This window comes from Paenibacillus sp. 19GGS1-52 (assembly GCF_022369515.1).
Lineage (GTDB): Bacteria > Bacillota > Bacilli > Paenibacillales > Paenibacillaceae > Paenibacillus_AQ.
Genome location: NZ_CP059724.1, coordinates 2,077,578 through 2,095,619 on the forward strand (window position 1 = coordinate 2,077,578; position 18,042 = coordinate 2,095,619).

At 46.1% G+C, this 18,042-nt stretch carries 15 protein-coding genes and 1 pseudogene; 13 read left to right on the forward strand and 3 right to left on the reverse strand.

The annotated features are described in order from the left end of the window. The first annotated feature begins 3 nt into the window (after positions 1-3). Positions 4-1,518, forward strand: coding sequence for a response regulator transcription factor (locus H1230_RS09755; RefSeq protein WP_239715283.1), 1,515 nt, complete (start codon positions 4-6; stop codon positions 1,516-1,518). A gap of 227 nt (positions 1,519-1,745) precedes the next feature. Here the strand turns inward: H1230_RS09755 and H1230_RS09760 are convergent, their stop codons facing one another. Together H1230_RS09760 and H1230_RS09765 are read right to left on the reverse strand one after the other, a co-directional pair. Continuing rightward, positions 1,746-4,127, reverse strand: a complete 2,382-nt coding sequence (locus H1230_RS09760; protein ID WP_239715284.1) for an MMPL family transporter — start codon at positions 4,125-4,127, stop codon at positions 1,746-1,748. Between the two features lie 28 nt (positions 4,128-4,155). Then, positions 4,156-4,773: a TetR/AcrR family transcriptional regulator gene (locus H1230_RS09765; protein ID WP_239715285.1), complete on the reverse strand. Its 618-nt coding sequence runs from the start codon at positions 4,771-4,773 to the stop codon at positions 4,156-4,158. Between the two features lie 238 nt (positions 4,774-5,011). Here H1230_RS09765 and H1230_RS09770 point away from each other — a divergent pair, with 238 nt between their 5' ends. Genes H1230_RS09770 through H1230_RS09780 form a run of 3 tightly spaced genes read left to right on the forward strand, consistent with a single transcriptional unit; the run spans position 5,012 to position 6,525 of the window. After that, positions 5,012-5,464 (forward strand): MarR family winged helix-turn-helix transcriptional regulator, encoded by a 453-nt coding sequence (locus H1230_RS09770; protein ID WP_239717234.1) that lies wholly within the window; start codon positions 5,012-5,014, stop codon positions 5,462-5,464. A gap of 23 nt (positions 5,465-5,487) precedes the next feature. Further along, positions 5,488-6,006: a spermidine/spermine N(1)-acetyltransferase gene (gene paiA / locus H1230_RS09775; RefSeq protein WP_239715286.1), complete on the forward strand. Its 519-nt coding sequence runs from the start codon at positions 5,488-5,490 to the stop codon at positions 6,004-6,006. 33 nt (positions 6,007-6,039) lie between these two features. Further along, positions 6,040-6,525 carry a DUF2975 domain-containing protein gene (locus H1230_RS09780; RefSeq protein WP_239715287.1) on the forward strand — a complete coding sequence of 162 codons (486 nt, stop codon included), beginning with the start codon at positions 6,040-6,042 and terminating at the stop codon, positions 6,523-6,525. Positions 6,526-6,667: 142 nt separating this feature from the next. On the opposite strand, the gene H1230_RS09785 is transcribed toward H1230_RS09780, so the two are convergent. Beyond that, positions 6,668-7,216 carry a TetR/AcrR family transcriptional regulator gene (locus tag H1230_RS09785; RefSeq protein WP_239717236.1) on the reverse strand — a complete coding sequence of 183 codons (549 nt, stop codon included), beginning with the start codon at positions 7,214-7,216 and terminating at the stop codon, positions 6,668-6,670. Positions 7,217-7,542: 326 nt separating this feature from the next. Here H1230_RS09785 and H1230_RS09790 point away from each other — a divergent pair. The 9 genes and pseudogenes from H1230_RS09790 to H1230_RS09830 all read left to right on the forward strand — a co-directional run bounded on the left by H1230_RS09790 (position 7,543) and on the right by H1230_RS09830 (position 17,890). Continuing rightward, a pseudogene (locus H1230_RS09790) lies at positions 7,543-8,480 on the forward strand (NAD(P)-dependent alcohol dehydrogenase). 146 nt (positions 8,481-8,626) lie between these two features. After that, a complete protein-coding gene (locus H1230_RS09795) occupies positions 8,627-9,469 on the forward strand; it encodes an SDR family oxidoreductase (RefSeq protein WP_239715288.1) in 843 nt (280 codons plus the stop codon). Positions 9,470-9,507: 38 nt separating this feature from the next. After that, on the forward strand, positions 9,508-9,903 hold the full coding sequence (locus H1230_RS09800; RefSeq protein WP_239715289.1) for a cupin domain-containing protein: 396 nt from the start codon (positions 9,508-9,510) through the stop codon (positions 9,901-9,903). Between the two features lie 33 nt (positions 9,904-9,936). Next, complete coding sequence (locus H1230_RS09805; protein WP_239715290.1) at positions 9,937-10,917, forward strand: aldo/keto reductase; 981 nt, start codon at positions 9,937-9,939, stop codon at positions 10,915-10,917. Between the two features lie 361 nt (positions 10,918-11,278). After that, positions 11,279-12,910, forward strand: coding sequence for a type 2 periplasmic-binding domain-containing protein (locus H1230_RS09810; RefSeq protein ID WP_239715291.1), 1,632 nt, complete (start codon positions 11,279-11,281; stop codon positions 12,908-12,910). 13 nt (positions 12,911-12,923) lie between these two features. Continuing rightward, on the forward strand, positions 12,924-13,877 hold the full coding sequence (locus H1230_RS09815) for an ABC transporter permease (RefSeq protein ID WP_239715292.1): 954 nt from the start codon (positions 12,924-12,926) through the stop codon (positions 13,875-13,877). Between the two features lie 13 nt (positions 13,878-13,890). Further along, positions 13,891-14,820: a carbohydrate ABC transporter permease gene (locus tag H1230_RS09820; protein WP_154118729.1), complete on the forward strand. Its 930-nt coding sequence runs from the start codon at positions 13,891-13,893 to the stop codon at positions 14,818-14,820. 47 nt (positions 14,821-14,867) lie between these two features. Next, complete coding sequence (locus H1230_RS09825) at positions 14,868-15,839, forward strand: AraC family transcriptional regulator (protein WP_239715293.1); 972 nt, start codon at positions 14,868-14,870, stop codon at positions 15,837-15,839. Between the two features lie 59 nt (positions 15,840-15,898). Next, positions 15,899-17,890 carry a glycoside hydrolase family 31 protein gene (locus H1230_RS09830; protein WP_239715294.1) on the forward strand — a complete coding sequence of 664 codons (1,992 nt, stop codon included), beginning with the start codon at positions 15,899-15,901 and terminating at the stop codon, positions 17,888-17,890. The last annotated feature ends 152 nt before the right edge of the window (positions 17,891-18,042 follow it).

Below are 18,042 nucleotides of genomic sequence, written 5' to 3' on the forward strand. Positions count from 1 at the left end.
GCGATGTACACCGCTATCATTGCAGAAGACAGCAAGCCGATTCTACGGAATATCCAAGCACTTATGCAGTCAATGGAACTGCCGATTCGCATCGCAGCCAGTGTGTCGAACGGGATGGAGGCACTGGAATATATAAAGGCAAATCCCGTCGATATCCTGCTGACCGATATCCGTATGCCCAAGCTGGACGGGCTTGCGCTGATCGAACAGTGCAAGCTTGTGAATCCGAAACTTAAGGCTGTGCTGATCAGTGGATATAGTGATTTCGAATATACGCGCAAAGCACTGAATCTGCAAGTATTCGACTATCTGTTGAAGCCTGTGGAGCGCCATCAGCTTGCCGAAGTGATGCAACGGCTGGTTGCCCATCTGCAGGAGCAGCAGGGCAGTGTTAAAGATCTATTGGAAGGAATTGCAGAGCCTCAGTTCTTCTTGTCCTTAGAGCCTCAAGCAACATTTGCTGCCGGAGACAAGATTATGCTGATCCTCCGCAGACAATTGTTTACACCATTGCCGGGACCGGACCGCTGGAATGGGCAGGTGATTCAGTCTTGGCTGACCGAGGTCTGTGTACCGCATGACTGCTGGGTGTTTCCTACCCTGCTGCCTGAACAGTTTCTCGCTGTCATAGGCAGTTCGGTGCTGGATACTTATCCGTCTATTCATGAATGTATGAAGAGAATCTACGCTGTGCTGCAGCTTCAAGGCATTGAGGTTTCCATAGCGGCCGAGCCGCAGCCTGCAGTGAACCTGATGCTGGGTAAGGTCTATGAGAAGCTGGATAAGATGATGAATGAGCAGCTGTCTGTGTCCAGCCGTCTTATGGATACAGCTTATACAATGCCTAAGGGCATGCTACCAAGCGGTGAAATTGAGAGATTGACGAAGCATTTCACAGACATGATCGGACAGCGGCAAAAAGAACGCTGTATGCTGCTGCTGGGGCAGCAGCTAATGAATTTTAAAACTGCCAATATCCGAATCACCGAGTTGGAAAGGTTCATCTGGTCCCTGGCAGAGACCTTCAGCAGCATAGGCTCTCATAAGGATTCAGAGGATGGGCTGAAGCTGGAGGAAGATGTGCAGCAGATGCTGAAGAGTGAGGGCTATGAGGCTTTCGTGGAAGTCGTGCTCGACTGGATGGAGCAGTGCTTTGATTGGTTGAATCATCAGAAGAAAAAGAGTGGTGAGGAGCTGTTCCAGCAGTTGGATCAATACTTGCAGCAGCATATCTACTCCCATATCTCCATTACCGATGTGGCGCTCAAATTTCATGTGAGTCCCTCTTATATCAGCAGGATCATTAAAAAATATTCACATCAAACCTTCGTGCATTACTATATGCAGCTGAAGATTGCCGAAGCCTGCCGGCTGATTGCCTCCAAACCGGAGATGAAGGTGAAGGAGTTGTCGGAGGTGCTGTCTTTCGGGGATCAGCACTATTTCTCCAAGGTATTCAAGGAATACACGGGCTGCAGTCCTACAGAGTATAAGGAAGGTCAAACCGATAGCGTCTAAGCCGCTAAGTCTACCAGGACACAGGGTTTGCCAAGATAGCAGGTATCGTTAATTACCTTCAAGCTGACGAACAGTGGAGAAGTAAGGAGCTTAGGTCCAATAGCTGATGAAGATTAAGAATTCCGGGTTAACAAGCTCTAATATAAAAAGAGCAAAGCCTGCAGACAATGTCCGCAGGCTTTGCTCTTGAATAATTTGGACGGACGGCGATGATGCTGTCCGTTTTGTTATTTCTTATGTCCTTGCTCGGCATGCAGCTTGGTGAGCAGCTTATCGCCTTCAACATCGAGATTCGGGAGCAGACGGTCCAGCCATTTCGGAAGCCACCAGGCTTTGTCGCCGAAGACCGACATTACGGCCGGAACGAGTGTCATACGGATGATGAAGGCATCGATCAGGATACCAAAGGCCAAGGCGAAGCCGATCTGCTTGATCATCGCATCAGGAGCGAAGATAAAGCCGGCAAAGACGGAGACCATGATTACGCCTGCGGCAAGCACGACCCGGCTGGCGAGATCATAGCCGTGAACGACGCTTTCGTTGCCATGGCGTCCGTGGACATAAGCTTCACGCATAGAGCTGACCAGGAATACCTGATAATCCATTGCCAGCCCGTACAGAATGCCGGTGACCAGAATCGGCATAAAGCTGAGCAGTGGTCCTCCTGTATCGAAACCAAACAGGGAATGCAGCCAACCCCACTGGTAGACAGCTGTAGTCAGACCAAAGGTAGCTAGAATGCTGAGAATAAAGCCGACGGTTGCTTTGATCGGAACGATGATCGACCGGAAGACAAGCAGCAGGATGATCAGTGACAGGATCACGATGATGCCGATATACAGAGGGAAAGCAGTGGAAAGCTTGGATGACATATCGATATTGATGGCGGTAAAGCCGGTCACGCCGAGCTTGATGTTATTCCCAGTTGCGATGCTGGAAGCGGGATCGCGCAGATCCTGCACCAGATCTTTTGTCGCTGTATCTGTCGGGCCTGTTTTAGGGATCAGGCTGATAATGGCGATATCACCGGTTGCATTGACGCCCATGGGGGACACCAGTGTGACGTTATCATGCATTTGGATCTCCTGAACCAGCTTACCGAGCAGTTCCATTGAAATTTTATCGGACGGGTTGTTCGGCTGAGCTACGAGTAGCAGTGGTCCATTAAAGCCTTCACCGAAGCCTTTGGAGATGATGTCATAGCTTTGGCGTGCCGGAGTATCTAAGTTGGCCGAGGCACCGGACGGAATGCCCAGTTCCATTTTGGTAACTGGAATTGCCGCTGTTCCCAGAACCAGGACAACCAAAATAATGATGACCCAACGGTATTTCACTGTAATGTTCGCCCAACGGTGCGAGAACCCGTGGCTGGCTTTATTTCCGGAGAGAGTGCTCTTCGTACGGGCTTTGGCTGTGCAGATCCGTTCACCGACCAGACCCAACAGCGCAGGCAGCAGGGTTAGTGCCAGCAGGACATTGACCAGAACGCTGGCAGCGGCAACGAGTGCCATGGTCGACAAGAAGCCGATGCCGATAACTAGCATGCCGCAGAGGGCGATAATTACGGTCAGACCGGCGAAGAAGACGGCGCTGCCGGCGGTACCCAATGCCCGGCTTGCCGCTTCGCCAGCGCTTAATTTCTCATCGAGAATGAGTCGCCGCTGTCTGTTTACGATGAACAATGAGTAGTCGATGCCGACAGCCAGACCAATCATAACAGCGAGAATTGGCGTGATGTCATTCATCTGGATAATACTTGAGAGGGCAAACGCACCACCGACGCTGATTCCTACGCCGAGGAGCGCGGTGAGTAGCGGCAACCCAGCGGCAACGACCGAGCCAAGCGTAATAAACAGCACCACTGCAGCAACGACAACGCCCACCACTTCTGTCGATCCGATGGCTGGAATGCTCTTCAGCGAATCGCTCGGAATGGCCGTGATGCCGGAGCCTGCCTGCTCGACTTCGGTCACGGTGCTGATAATGTTATCCGGTACGGATGCGGGCAGCGACGTCTGCTGAACAGTGAATTGAAACTGGAATAGGGCGATGCTACCGTCCCCGGACAGCATGACGCCGGGAATAGGAACACCGTCAGCCATCAGCGGGCCGTAAGGGGCAGTTTGTCCTGCCGCGGCCGAAGGATCAGCAGCAGCAGGCTGACCCGCCGCGGCCGAAGGATCAGCAGCAGCAGACTGATCCGCCGCGGCCGAAGGATCAGCAGCAGCAGACTGATCCGCCGTAGCGGATTGACCTGCAGCAGCGGCTTGGGCTGCCAGTTTAGCAGGGTTGATGATGTACTCCATGTTGTAGACATCATTAATGGCTTTTTGGAGTAGTGCTACCCGTTCGGGCGTATCCAGACGTTCTCCGTCCGGTGCTGTGAAAGCGACGCTCGCCTGGCCGCCGGCAGCAGCAGGAAGCTCCTTAACCAGCATATCCAATACTTTTTGTGATTCCGTGCCCTCAATTTTCATTTCCGAGCTGGACTGGATACCGTTGACACCAAGCATGGCGCCTATAACACCGAGAATGACGATCCAGGCCATGAGGAAGTACCATGGCTTGGAATAAGCTGATTTTCCTAATCGGTATAGAAATGTAGACATGTGATGGTTTCTCCTTTTTATCTCTGGTTTAAAAGCCGTTGCGCAAATAAGTAAACATGGAATTCAAATACTGATCGAACGATATGGCATCGGAGTCTTCATGCTGTGCTTCGCCCGGCAGCATGACGTTAAGCCGTCCGTCCAGAAGGGGTACAAATGCCCCGTAGACAGCACCGGCAAGAAGATGGGTATATCCGTCTGCATAGCGTCCATGGGAGAATTGCTCGAGCACTTCCTGAGCAGTGACTTGCAAACGGCGGAATACGCTGAGAATATAAGGCTCAAGCGACGGATACTGATTTGCGAGCAATACGAACTGCTGCAATTTATGCAGAAACTCAGAAGTAAACTGCAGCTTGAGCAATTTGTATAAGGCATCCAGTGGCGTTGCATCCGGGGCCAAACCGTCTAACAGCATTTTCTCATCTTCATTAGTAACACTACCTATAAAATACTCTGCTACTGCTTCCTCTTTGCACGAGAAATAATTAGCAAAGGTCCGCCGGGAAAAGCCAGCCTTCTGGACAATATCATCGACGATGAAACTGTCCATGCCCTTCTCAAGCGCAAGCTCAAAGGCAGCTTCGGTTAATGCATAGGCAGTGGCTTCTTTTTTTTTATCACGCAGCGTCAGCTTGGGGTTCAAATTCGATGAATCCTCCTTTCTTGGTCAAGAGAACATTCTGAACTCAATTCACTTAAGTTATTATTGCGCAAAGGGCAAAAATGCGCAATGAGCAATTAGTTACGGAATTGTGAACTGCTTGAATAAAAGCAGCGGATTGAGTCTACCATTCGATATCCACCGCAGGCGTTAATCCAGTCACTATTCTAACGGGCTAATCAATATGGAGAAGTTTGTTGATTTTTTTGGAGTTGTAATTATGAAGGGTATTTTACGTGAGGTTGGAATGATTGCTAGGGCGTTGGATTCTGTAAGTAATATAGAATTTAAAAAATATGACCTTACAAAAGGGCAGTACTTGTATCTCGTGCGAATATGTGAAAATCCAGGAATTATTCAAGAAAAGTTAGCTGAAATGATCAAGGTAGACCGAACAACAGCTGCTCGTGCTATAAAGAAACTAGAGATTAATGGATTTATTGAAAAAAATAATGATCAATATAATCAAAAAATCAAAAAACTAGTTCCTACGGAGAAAGGGAAGAATGTGTACCCTTTTATAAAAAAGGAAAACGATTATTCCAATAGTGTCGCACTATCAGGATTCTCTGAAAGTGAAGCGGAAACGGTTTTTAACCTGCTGCAAAGAGTCAGGAAAAATGTAGAGAAAGACTGGGAGTTTGTAAAAAAAGGAAAAAAGAGAAATTATTGATTGGGTAAAAGGAGGGGAATGAAATGACTATAAATATAAAAAAGTGCACATTTGATGATCTAGGTTTACTTCAAGAAATTAGTGTGGAAACCTTTAATGAGACCTTTAAGAATCAAAATTCACCTAAAAATATGGAAGTCTACTTGGAAAAAGCATTTAATTTAAAACAATTAGAAATAGAATTATCATATATCTCTTCGGAATTTTATTTTATTTATTCTACCGATGTAATTGCCGGGTATTTAAAGGTAAACATTAATGATACTCAATCTGAAAAAATGGGCCATAATTCGCTTGAGGTCGAGCGGATCTATATCAGGGGGGAATTTCATAAACAGGGGCTTGGTAGCGTTCTAATCCATAAAGCTATAGAAATAGCAATGAAACAGAATAAAGAGAAGATCTGGCTCGGAGTTTGGGAAAAAAATAAGAATGCAATTACATTTTATGAAAAAATGAATTTTGTTCAAACAGGGGCCCACTCTTTTTATATGGGTGATGAAGAACAAATAGATATTATAATGACCAAGACACTCATATAACAACAATAGTAAATACGTGATGAGGTGTTGTAAATGAATGTTAAACGAGGTTCAACCCATATCTTAAAATTAATTATTTTTCTGGCTGGAAGTGCAGTGCTTGCTTTGTGTATATTTTTAGTGCCCCATATGGCGAATTTCGCAGCGAAATTATATCCAAATATTCCCTTGATGAAATATCTCGTGTTCATCGTGATGTATGGAGCGGCTGTGCCTTTTTACTTTGCTCTCTATCAGGCTTTCAATCTTTTACGATACATTGACGAGAACACAGCGTTCTCAGAATTATCTGTAAAGGCGTTAAAGAACATAAAGTGCTGTGCGATTGCAATCAGTGGTTTGTATGTATTAGGTATGCCGCTTTTTCGTTTTATAGCGAAGAAAGTTGACCCTCCTATTGGATTAATGGGACTCGTCATCATTTTTGCTTCGTTGGTTATCGCCGTTTTTGCGGCTATCCTCCAACGGCTTCTAGAAGAAGCGATTAACATAAAATCAGAAAATGATTTGACGGTCTGAGGTGGGGGGTATGACAAACGAAAAATGAAAAATGAAAAAGCAAAAGCGACGATGACACTCAATATAAATAGTGGCAGTCTAGGACTCCTATTCAGTGCTTGTCTAAGTGGGGATCATCCCAACTTCAGCAGATGGCTTTTTTCTACTCACATATTCTTTCCAACAATCCTCCCAACTGTTCCGCTAATACGATATGAGTTACAGGTCTTTCGTTTGTAAACCACCATTCGACTACACCCACATACGAAGAAGCCACAAATTGAACGACAAGATCTTTATTTAACCCTTCGTTTTTCCCTTGGGCATTATCAACTTCGTCTTGGAACTCTTCAATTAGAAATTCCAGGAATCGAGTGCGGAAGAAGGGCGCTCCTTTGCTCGCCAGCATCGTGGAGAAAAATGCGTAATTAGATTCAAAATATTCCGTCCAAATCACTGACCCCGTTACAAAATCCAAATCGGCTGCTGCTGCGCATCTTACCCGGAGTTCTTCGATATGAGTTTGGATGAGTTTATCCAGCAAATCGTATTTATCCATATAGTGAAGGTATATCGTTCCACGGCTGACGTTTGCTCTATCTGAAAGATCCTGAATGGTAATATCGTCAAAGCTTTTCTCCGTCATAAGTTCAAGAATTGCTGTTTTTAAGGCTTCCTGGGTTTTAAGAATTCTTCTATCCACCTTAGGCATATTGCTCACCGTACTTTCTTTTGTCATCACTAATAATCACAAATAACAGATTCTATTTTGTACATAGTTATAATTATAAACAGGTGTATATTATTTTATCAATATATATAAATCAATAAATCATGAAAATACTGTAGATAATGAACACATTCCTTCTTTCTTTTCATTAATATACAAATCGCATGAAATTAACAATTGGCAACAATCTTAATTGGAATATAATAATAGACATGTGCACATTAAAGTAACTGTGCTTAATATCGTCAATGGGTAGCGACGTTACTAATGTCCGAATTATTATTATATTGAGAAAGGGTTGTTGTAATATGTGTAACCATCACACAAACATTTCGACTCGAGTACTGAGTGTCCCTGAGGCAAAAGCACCATTTGAACAAACTACCATACAACGGAGAGATTTGCGGGCGGATATGTCTTAATCGATATTAAATATTGCGGCATCTGCCATTCGGATATTCACAATACACATAATGATTTTGGCAGAGGCGTTTTTCCGATGGTTCCAGGTCATGAAATTGCAGGCATTGTTGCAGCTGTTGGCAGTGATGTAACAACATTCGCTGTTGGTGATCGGGTTGGCGTGGGCTGCTTTGTTGACTCCTGCGGAGAATGTGACTTTTGCCGGAGAGGTGAAGAGCAGTTTTGCAGAAAAGGTGTAGTCGTCGTGTTTAATTCCATTGGTTATGATGGAAACTTAACCTATGGCGGTTACAGCCAGAAAATCGTTGTTAAAGATAAGTTTGTGGTACGTATTCCGGACAGCTTGGGACTGGATGTGGCGAGTCCGCTGCTATGTGCTGAAGTTACTGTTCTGAGTCAGAGTATGAACAAAAAAGATGAAGCCCTGGCGTTTGGAGCTGATCACTATTATGTAACGACTGACCCCGCTACATTTACTGAGCTGGCTGGTCAATTTGATCTTATTTTAAACACAGTCTCAGCGAACATAAACGTTGATGCCTTTCTCTCCACTCTTAATGTGGATGGGGCATTAGTCAATCTTGGTCTGCCAAACAAGCCGGATCAATATAATGTTTTCTCTTTATTCGCCGGGCGGCGGAGTATTACTGCATCGAACGTTGGCGGTATCAAAGAAACCCAAGAGATGCTCGACTTTTCGGCTGAGCACGGTATCGCTCCTATGATCGAAGTCATTCGTGCTGACCAGGTTGATGAAGCTTATGAGCGTGTACTCAGCAGTGATGTCCGCTACCGGTTTGTAATCGATATGTCTACCTTATAATTCTTTATATTTGAATGCACTGGAGGTGCAAACCATGGAACTTACGGAAGCTGCAAAAAAGTATCATGAACGGCTGTTTCCAGGTTATGAATCCAAGTTTATGGTGAATGAAGCAGTGGCTAAATCGGAATAAAAGAGGAGTTATTATGAAAAATCGTACATGGTTTATTACAGGTGTCAGCAGCGGCTTTGGGTATGAAATGACCAAACAGCTACTTGAGAAGGGCGACAAGGTCATCGGTACTGTTCGTGATAAAAACAAGGTAGAGGGCTTCATCAAGAAGTTTCCGGATACCTTTACCTGCGAGTTACTGGATGTAACCAATGTTCCGGCAATTCAAAAGCTAGTAGAGGGCTCTTTTGAGAAGTTTGGACGTATCGACGTTATCGTAAGCAATGCCGGCTATGGCCTTTTCGGCGCTGCGGAGGAGCTCTCTGATGCCGAGGTGGATCATATTATTGCGACCAATCTGACGGGATCGATTCAGCTGATCCGGGCAGCTTTGCCGCATTTGCGTGCTCAAGGTGGTGGCCGTATTATCCAACTATCCACCTATGGTGGGCAGGTGGCCTTTCCGGGTAATTCCATGTATCACGCCACCAAGTTTGGTATTGAAGGCTTCTGTGAGTCGGTTGCTCAAGAGGTTGCACCTTTTAACATCGGGATTACATTGGTGGAGCCTGGTGGAGCCCGTACCGAATTCCGCTATGGCAGCGCACAGGTAGCAAACCTGATGCCAGAATACGAAGGCAACCCGGCTCATGGCTTTTTGAAAATGCTGGACGCTAGTAATGGCCAGGCTCCAGGTGACCCCGTGCGGATGGCTGCCCGTATCATAGAGAGTGCCCAACAAGAACCGGCGCCGCTCAGGATGGTACTCGGCTCTCAAGCACTGGCAGTCACCATTTCAACGCTTAAGGAACGTGTTGCCGATTTCGAAACGCAGACCGCACTTGCGGCTTCCACAGACTTTCCTGTGGGAGAATAAGCAGATAATAGAACCTATAAATGAAAGAAGGAATTACGATGAAAAATGAACATCTTAGCAATAGCACTATTTTTCCGTTAGGAGAAAAGCTTGATGCCTACTTTACCGGTGACGCCTACTTGCAAATGGTGTTTACAGATCCAACGCCTCTGAATACCGCGATTGGAAATGTAACCTTTGCTCCAGGGGCCCGCAATAACTGGCATACTCATCAGGTTGGACAAGTTCTGTTAGTCACCGGCGGCAATGGCTGGTATCAGGAAGAGGGGCAACCTGCCCGCTCGCTCACAACAGGTGATGTGGTCAATATTCCCCCTCATGTGAAACATTGGCATGGCGCAACAAAGGATAGCTGGTTTGTACACCTGGCCATGACACCAGGACCGACAGATTGGTTGGAAGCAGTCGATGATGAATGGTTTGATAAACTGTAGGGATTAAGAGATTCGAAAATGGAGGGTTGCTTTGTGGAATACACTAAATTTGGCAATACAGGCATGGATGTCTCCCGGATTTGCTTGGGTTGTATGAGCTTTGGAGACGTGCAGCCGGGAGGGCATCAATGGGTGCTGGACGAAGAGCATAGCCGCACTATCATCAAAAAAGCTCTTGAGCTCGGGATAAACTTTTTTGATACAGCGAATATTTATGCCAGTGGAACCAGTGAAGAGATTACTGGACGGGCTCTAAAGGATTATGCGAATCGGGATGAGATTGTTCTCGCTACAAAGGTCTGGGGGCGTATGCATCCAGGTCCAAATGGCGCGGGGCTTTCCCGAAAATCCATTTTGAGTGAAATCGATAAAAGCTTGAAGAGACTAGGAACCGATTATGTAGATCTTTACATTATCCATCGTTGGGATTACAATACACCGATTGAAGAAACCATGGAAGCCTTACACGATGTGGTGAAGTCCGGAAAGGCCAGATATATCGGCGCTTCTGCCATGTTCGCATGGCAATTTCAAAAGGCCCTGCATGTAGCGGAAAAGAATGGTTGGACTCGATTTGTATCCATGCAAAATCATATGAATCTCATCTACCGTGAAGAAGAGCGGGAAATGATGCCGCTTTGCAAGGACCAAAAAATTGCGTCCACTCCCTACAGTCCGTTAGCATCAGGAAGACTGATCCGCGATGTGTCAGAAACCACGTATAGATCGGAAACGGATCAGATTCAAAAATCAAAGTACGATTCGACTGCGGATGCAGATCGATTGATCATTGAGCGAGTGGCATCACTTGCAGAGAAGCGCGGCGTTCCCCGCATTCATATCGCACTTGCATGGCTGCTGCAGAAAGAATCAGTAGCGGCTCCTATCGTGGGGGCGACAAAGCTATCGCAGCTCGAAGATGCTGTGGGTGCTTTATCGGTGAAATTAACTTCTGAAGAAATATCATTCCTTGAAGAACTGTATGTTCCGCATCCTGTAGTGGGAGCTCAGTAAGCGTTGATAATCAAGAGGGGCGTGGTTGTGATTCCAAGAACGGTCTCTGATCCGCAAACCATCGTGAAGCACTTATAGTATTAATTGTATATTTACTCAGAAAGAGCCCGCTAATAGCGGGCTCTTTCTGCTGCCGGGTTACTTGATACGGTGAGATCAAAAAAAGAAAAAGGCTGGATCATGAGCTGATGGTGGAGAAACAAAGGAGAGAGAAACGATCATGCAACTGTCGAAAGGATTGAATAGGTCAATATACGATGACCATAAGGCAATATACGGTGAGACAATGCAAAAGAGCGAGAGTAAAATTAGGATAGCGCTTAAATATTAGTAGCTATGAAAAACTAAGGGGGCATCAGTAATGAGAGTAAGAGGAATCCTTACGGCATTGTTGACTGGATGTATCGTAATCGCGTCATTGGCGGGGTGCAGTAGTTCAAACCGTTCAGAGACTAGTGATCCCGGCACGAACAACACTACTGAAAAAACAAAGCTGACAGCCATTTTTGTGAAACACTCGTTAACTAAAGATGTGAATGAAATGAAGTGGCTCACGGATCTGGAAGAGAAAGCCAACGTGGAGATCGAATGGCAACAGATCTCCGCAGACTGGGATCAGAAGAAAAGTGCTCTATTTGCAAGCGGTGAAATCCCGGATTTACTGTTTAATGCGACTAAAAATTCGGATTTTGTTCAGTTTAACGGATTGTTTGAAGATCTTAGCCCACTGATTGACAAGAGCGGCACCAATATACAAAAGATGTTCAGCGAACGCCCTGAATTGAAAGCGCTTGCTACCCAATTAGATGGAAAAATTTATGGTGCTCCGAGATATAAAGGCATCTGGCCGAGCTCCACCGCATCCATGTTTATCAATAAAACCTGGCTTGACAATCTGGGTCTGCAAGTTCCCACCACCTGGGATGAGCTTGAGAAGGTGCTTATCGCTTTCCGCGATGGTGACCCCAATAAGAATGGCGACAACAAAGATGAGGTTCCGATGGATTTCAACCCGATGGGCTGGGATTTCACACCAAAGCTTCTACTAGGCAGCCTTGGACTTCCTTTGTCGAATGGTGTGACCGATGGATATTTTACAGAAGACGCTCAGGTCAAGGATTTCTATGTGGATGACCGTTTCAAAACGTTGATGCAGTTCTTGCAGAAGTTGTACAGTGAAAATCTCATCAACAAAGAAGTAGTCACACAGGATTACTCTAAATACCAGTCACTTGCCCGTGGCAGTGGCACCACCGCAAAGGTCGGTTTTACATGGGGCTGGGAGACTAGTGACCGTGTGGGCAACGAGTTGAAGGATCAGTACATCACCTTGCCACAACTCAAGCAGCATGCAGATTCCACGGAAGAACTATACTGGAGCAACGACAACTACTATCAGAACTATGGAGATAATGCGATTTCGCTTAGTGCCAAATCCAAAAATAAAGATGCAGCTATGAGATTCATTGACGCGTTCTATGAGCCAACTGTCAGCATGCAGGTCCTGTTTGGCGGTATGAATGATACGGATAAAGGTATCAAGGATAACGGAGATGGCACGTATCAGGTCCTTCCTCCAGCGGATTCTTCACTTGATCCCGGTTCATGGAAATGGACGACTACCTTCGCAGATAATGGACCCATGTATATTGCGGACGATATAAAAAGCAAATTGATTCTGGGTACGGACATGCAGAGTGTTTTGAAAGAAAAGTCAGTTTATGATGATCTGTTGAAGAAGGTCGATCCACTAACTAACGTTTATCCGCAGGTGTTCATGAAATACAGTATGGAGGACACCAATGCCATGGCCATGAACCAGGCTAACATTAACAATATCACCGATCAGAAGTGGGCTCAGTGGATGACTACAAATGTGGACATTGATAGTGAATGGAACGAGTATGTCACATCTATCGAGACATCCGGTCTGGCCCAAAACCTGGAAATCCGTCAAAAAGCCTACCAAGAGTATTTGTCGACCGTAAAATGAGGGGGAACTTTCAATGAAACCAGCACACTTGGCCAGAAAAATCCAACCTGCTCCAGGTAAGGGGTTCTTGAACGGATGGGCAGCTAATTATCAATTGTGGCTCATGGTTCTTCCTGCTGTCATTTATATCGCAGTTTTTTGCTATGGACCGATGTATGGCATTCAACTTGCCTTCAGGGATTTTGATTTTAGCAAAGGGCTTACGGGCGGTGACTGGGTCGGTTTGAAGTATTTCGATCAGTATTTCAACAGCCCAATGTTCTGGCCCACCCTTAGAAATACCTTTGTGATTGCTTTTTTCTCCATTGTGCTAGGTTTCCCTATGCCGATTCTTCTGGCTCTTGTCGTCAATTCGATTCGAGGCAATAGACGTAAGCGCTTACTGCAAACTACCGTTTACATGCCCTATTTCATTTCAACCGTTGTTCTGGTGGCTTTGCTGCAAATTTTGCTCTCGCCTACCACGGGTCTCATCAATGACCTTCTGAAAACGCTGGATTTGATCCCCGCCGATATCAATCTTTTGGGCTCTCCGGGGGCGTTTGTTCCGGTTTACGTTATTTCAGCCATTTGGCAGTCTTGCGGCTGGAACAGCATTATCTTCATCGCGGCCCTGTCTTCTGTGGATACCCAGCAGTATGATGCAGCCAGAATCGATGGTGCGAACCGCTGGAAGATCGTCTGGCATGTGGAAATCCCTGCGATCCTTCCAACCATTATTATTCTACTGATTATGAATATGGGTGGAGTTTTGAGTGTGGGCTTTGAGAAGACCTTCCTCATGCAGAACAGTCTCAACAAATCGGTATCAGAGGTTATCTCAACTTATGTGTTCAACGTCGGAGTTAAGTCGAATCAATTCAGCTTTGGCTCAGCCGTCGGTTTATTCAATACCCTTGTTAACTTCCTGTTCCTGATTCTGGCAAATACGTTTGCTAAGAAAAAATCCAATATCAGCTTAATGTAAAGGAGGGGAATCTATGACTCGCAATAAAGTAGAGACCTCACACGCTATTGTCAGTTCAGGAAGTTTGGCTGACCGGCTGTATACGGCTGTTGTGGTGGTGGTCAGCATTGTTGCATTTATAGTTGTGGCGTATCCATTATATTTTATAGTTATCGCTTCATTCAGCAACTCCACCATGGTCAATCAAGGACAGGTCATTCTTTGGCCCAAAGATATTAATTTTTACGGCTATGAGCAGATCTTTAAAGACACGCGTATTTGGCAAGGGTATCTTAACACCGTTATCTATACGGTACTTGGAACACTGCTGAATCTAATAGTTACGCTGCCTTGTGCTTATGCACTTGCCCATAAGAAGTTTAAGGCGCGCAGAATCATTATGCCTTTGTTCGTGTTCACGATGTACTTTGGCGGTGGAATGATCCCAACCTACCTGCTCATCCGTGATTTGCATCTGCTGAACACGCCATGGATCATGATTGTGAACGGTGCACTCAGTGTTTTTAATTTAATCATTACACGAACTTTTTTTGAGAGTTCTATTCCAGAGGAGCTCTATGAGGCGGCTGTATTGGATGGATGCTCACATTTTCGTTATTTTATTTCCGTTGTCATCCCGCTTTCCAAAGCGGTCATCTCAGTTATTTCCCTGTATTATATGGTGGGTCACTGGAACGACTTTTTTAGTGCACTACTGTATATAAACTCGGATGAGTTGCAGCCTCTGCAGATCATTCTGCGCAATATTCTGCTGTCCAATCAGGCATTTGCCGGCGGAGCCGGTTCAGGCGCAGGTGCAGGCGCGGGCAGTTACGCCCAGCAGTTCGCGGATCAAATCAAATATGCGGTGATTATTGTGTCGACTGTGCCCGTATTAATAATCTATCCATTTCTGCAAAAGTACTTTGAAAAGGGTGTTATGATAGGGGCGGTTAAGGGCTGATACGCATTTGCGCACAGAACCTTGCCAAGTAGGAAGGTAGGTGCCTTATGAAAAGAACTCTTGAACATTTGGAGATTATAGATGAGCTTGTTTCGAGGGACATGGAGGAAATGCTGGTTCATGGCAGCCGTCAGTTCCGTATGAGTGTACACATGACACAGGTCCCATCGATGAACAATTCGGTATTATATTCACATTGGCATGAAGAACTTGAACTGCTGTTTGTAGTCAAGGGCAGCTTACAGTTTCACGTGGGGCAAGACAAGTTCTCGGTGCGCAGTGGCGAGATCGTGCTCATCCAACCCAATCTGCTGCATTCCGCAAGCCGGGAGGGGCGGGAGGAAATCGTGTTCTATGCGGTGCTGGTGCATTTCAATTTTGTTTCCAGCCTCGAGAATGATCTGATTCAGCAGCAGTATATCCTGCCGTTATTTCTGCAGAAAAGATGTTACCCTAAGTTGATTACGCGCGAAATGGACCAGGAACTGAAGATTTTTTCACTGTTGGAGGGCGTGCGTGACATCTATCAGCAGGAGCCTCAGGGTTATGAACTGTTAGTAAAAGCGAGGCTGTTGGAGATTTTCTATCTTCTGGAAAAGGTTGCTGTTGAGGGTACCGATGAGACCATAAGGCGGTCTAATGCTGGGCACAACTCTTTACTGGCCAAAAAAACGCTGGGGTATGTTCAGCAAAATTACAATAGGCATATTTCACTTACGGAAATGGCGAAGCAGGTCAATATGAGTCCCTCCTATTTCTGCAGGTTTATGAAAAAGCAATTTGATCTCACACCCATGGATTTTCTAAATGAATATAGAATTTCGGAAGCCGTCACGCTGATGGAGACAACGGATAAAAAGATTATGGAAATTGCTGAGATGACCGGATTTTGCAATATTAATCGGTTTACGGAAATCTTCAAGAAGTTTTATGGCTACACGCCTAAAAGTTACCGAAATGCCATCCGGAACAAAGTGGAAAATATAGATTGTACTGTTCGGCGAGATACCGATTTATAAGGATTTAGGTTCGTACAATGATTGGTAATATATAGAAAGGGATAGGTGGAATCATGGATATGTATCAGAGAGTAGGAAACCAGCTGATATGGCAGGGGAATGGGGAGACACTGTGTATTGAGCCCTGGGGGAAAGACAGCTTTCGGGTGCGCAGCGCGATGATGGGCGAGATTATCGACACCGATTTTGCGCTGCTTGCGCAGGAGGTTTGCGAGGTTGAGATAGGTATTGACGGCAGTGAAGCTTTTATTCGTAATGGAAATATTAAAGCGGTATTGAAGCAAAACGACTGGACGAAAAATTGCCTGGTCAGTTATTACAATCAAGAAGGGCGTCTACTTCTGCAAGAACTGGACGGTCACGGTTGCCTCAATCTCTCTGCACGCAAGTTTAAGCCTATTATCGGTGGCGACTTCCGCTTAACTGCCAGCTTTGAGTCCGACGATACAGAAAAACTGTATGGTATGGGTCAGTACCAGCAGGACATTCTGAACTTAAAGTACTGTAACCTTGAACTAGCGCATCGCAACTCGCAAGCAAGTGTACCCTTTGTGCTGTCGAGCCTGGGTTACGGGCTGTTATGGCATAATCCAGCTGTAGGCCGGGCCAGCTTTGGACGAAATGTCACCGAATGGGTCGCCGAAAGCACCAAACAGCTGGATTACTGGATTACAGCGGGCGACACCCCTGCAAGCATTCAGGCCAATTATGCGAATGCTACCGGCCATGTGCCGATGATGCCTGAATATGGGCTCGGCTTCTGGCAATGCAAGCTGCGTTACTGGAACCAAGAGCAGCTCTTAGAGGTGGCGCGCGAATACAAGCGTCGAGGGTTGCCGATCGACGTTATCGTATGCGATTTTTTTCACTGGCCTAAGATGGGCGATTTCCGCTTTGAAGAAGAATTTTTTCCTGATCCCAAAGCGATGGCAGATGAGCTCAAAAGTATGGGGATCGAGCTCATGGTGTCCGTGTGGCCCCAAATCGATCTGGAAAGCGAAAATTTTGCGGAAATGCGTCAGAAAAATCTGCTTGTAAAGCCCGAAATGGGTGTGAATATCTGTATGCGCTTCGGGGGCGAGAGTGTTTTCTATGATGCGACAAATCCGGAGGCACGCAAGTATGTCTGGGATAAGTGCAAGAAGAACTACTATGATAGTGGAATTCAATTATTTTGGCTGGATGAAGCGGAGCCAGAATATGGTGTGTATGACTTTGACAACTATCGTTATAAGATGGGACCCAATGTGCAAATCGGCAACGTTTACCCTCAATTATTCTCCCGCACGTTCTATGACGGCATGGTGGCTGAAGGACAGCAGAATATTGTTAATCTTGTACGCTGCGCGTGGGCAGGCAGTCAACGCTACGGTGCATTGGTCTGGTCGGGCGACATCCATTCCTCTTGGACAGCCCTCCGCCGCCAAGTATGTGCAGGGCTGAACATGGGCATCGCAGGTATTCCTTGGTGGACAACGGACATCGGAGGATTCAGCGGTGGCGATCCGGAGAGCGAAAGCTTCCGCAAGCTGCTGGTGCGCTGGTTCCAGTTCGGCGCCTTCTGTCCGGTGATGCGTCTGCATGGTGACCGAAAGTCCATGCAGAATATATATCGCAAGGACGGGAGCGAAGCTCTATTTTCTGGAGGAGATAATGAGGTTTGGAGTTTCGGGGAGGAAGTCTACCCCATCCTTGTGAAATATATGAATCTGCGTGAGGTTATGCGCCCCTATACCCGCAGGCTGATGGAGGAAGCACATGAGAATGGATCTCCGCTGATCCGTCCGATGTTCTACGAGTTTCCACAAGAGGAATACTGTTGGGAATTACAAGATCAGTACATGTTCGGAGCAGATATTCTGGTAGCTCCTGTGATGGAAGAGGATGTCTGTGAGCGTGAGGTGTACCTGCCTGCGGAAGCGAAGTGGACGGAACTGCACAGCGGGCTTGTGTACGAGGGCGGCCAGAGAATCACCGCTGCCGCGCCTCTCGATGTTATTCCGGTCTTTCTGAAAAATGACGCTTGCCGAGATTTAATCGGACTGATCTAGCCGGGCCAGATTCTATCCCTTGGCAAAGGAAGAGATAAATTCAGTTATCTAGAGCTTGTTCCTAGTGGACAGGCTTTTTTCTGTTCAGGAAAAAAGATCAATGAAAGAGACACATGAAGAACATATCAATTCATTAAAATGATATTATGTAT

Coding starts and splice junctions, on each gene's coding strand:
- H1230_RS09755 (WP_239715283.1), top strand. CDS start 4: ATGTACACCGCTATCATTGCAGAAGACAGCAAGCCGATTCTACGGAAT.
- H1230_RS09760 (WP_239715284.1), bottom strand. CDS start 4,127: ATGTCTACATTTCTATACCGATTAGGAAAATCAGCTTATTCCAAGCCA.
- H1230_RS09770 (WP_239717234.1), top strand. CDS start 5,012: ATGAAGGGTATTTTACGTGAGGTTGGAATGATTGCTAGGGCGTTGGAT.
- paiA (WP_239715286.1), top strand. CDS start 5,488: ATGACTATAAATATAAAAAAGTGCACATTTGATGATCTAGGTTTACTT.
- H1230_RS09780 (WP_239715287.1), top strand. CDS start 6,040: ATGAATGTTAAACGAGGTTCAACCCATATCTTAAAATTAATTATTTTT.
- H1230_RS09785 (WP_239717236.1), bottom strand. CDS start 7,216: ATGCCTAAGGTGGATAGAAGAATTCTTAAAACCCAGGAAGCCTTAAAA.
- H1230_RS09795 (WP_239715288.1), top strand. CDS start 8,627: ATGAAAAATCGTACATGGTTTATTACAGGTGTCAGCAGCGGCTTTGGG.
- H1230_RS09800 (WP_239715289.1), top strand. CDS start 9,508: ATGAAAAATGAACATCTTAGCAATAGCACTATTTTTCCGTTAGGAGAA.
- H1230_RS09810 (WP_239715291.1), top strand. CDS start 11,279: ATGAGAGTAAGAGGAATCCTTACGGCATTGTTGACTGGATGTATCGTA.
- H1230_RS09815 (WP_239715292.1), top strand. CDS start 12,924: ATGAAACCAGCACACTTGGCCAGAAAAATCCAACCTGCTCCAGGTAAG.
- H1230_RS09820 (WP_154118729.1), top strand. CDS start 13,891: ATGACTCGCAATAAAGTAGAGACCTCACACGCTATTGTCAGTTCAGGA.
- H1230_RS09825 (WP_239715293.1), top strand. CDS start 14,868: ATGAAAAGAACTCTTGAACATTTGGAGATTATAGATGAGCTTGTTTCG.
- H1230_RS09830 (WP_239715294.1), top strand. CDS start 15,899: ATGTATCAGAGAGTAGGAAACCAGCTGATATGGCAGGGGAATGGGGAG.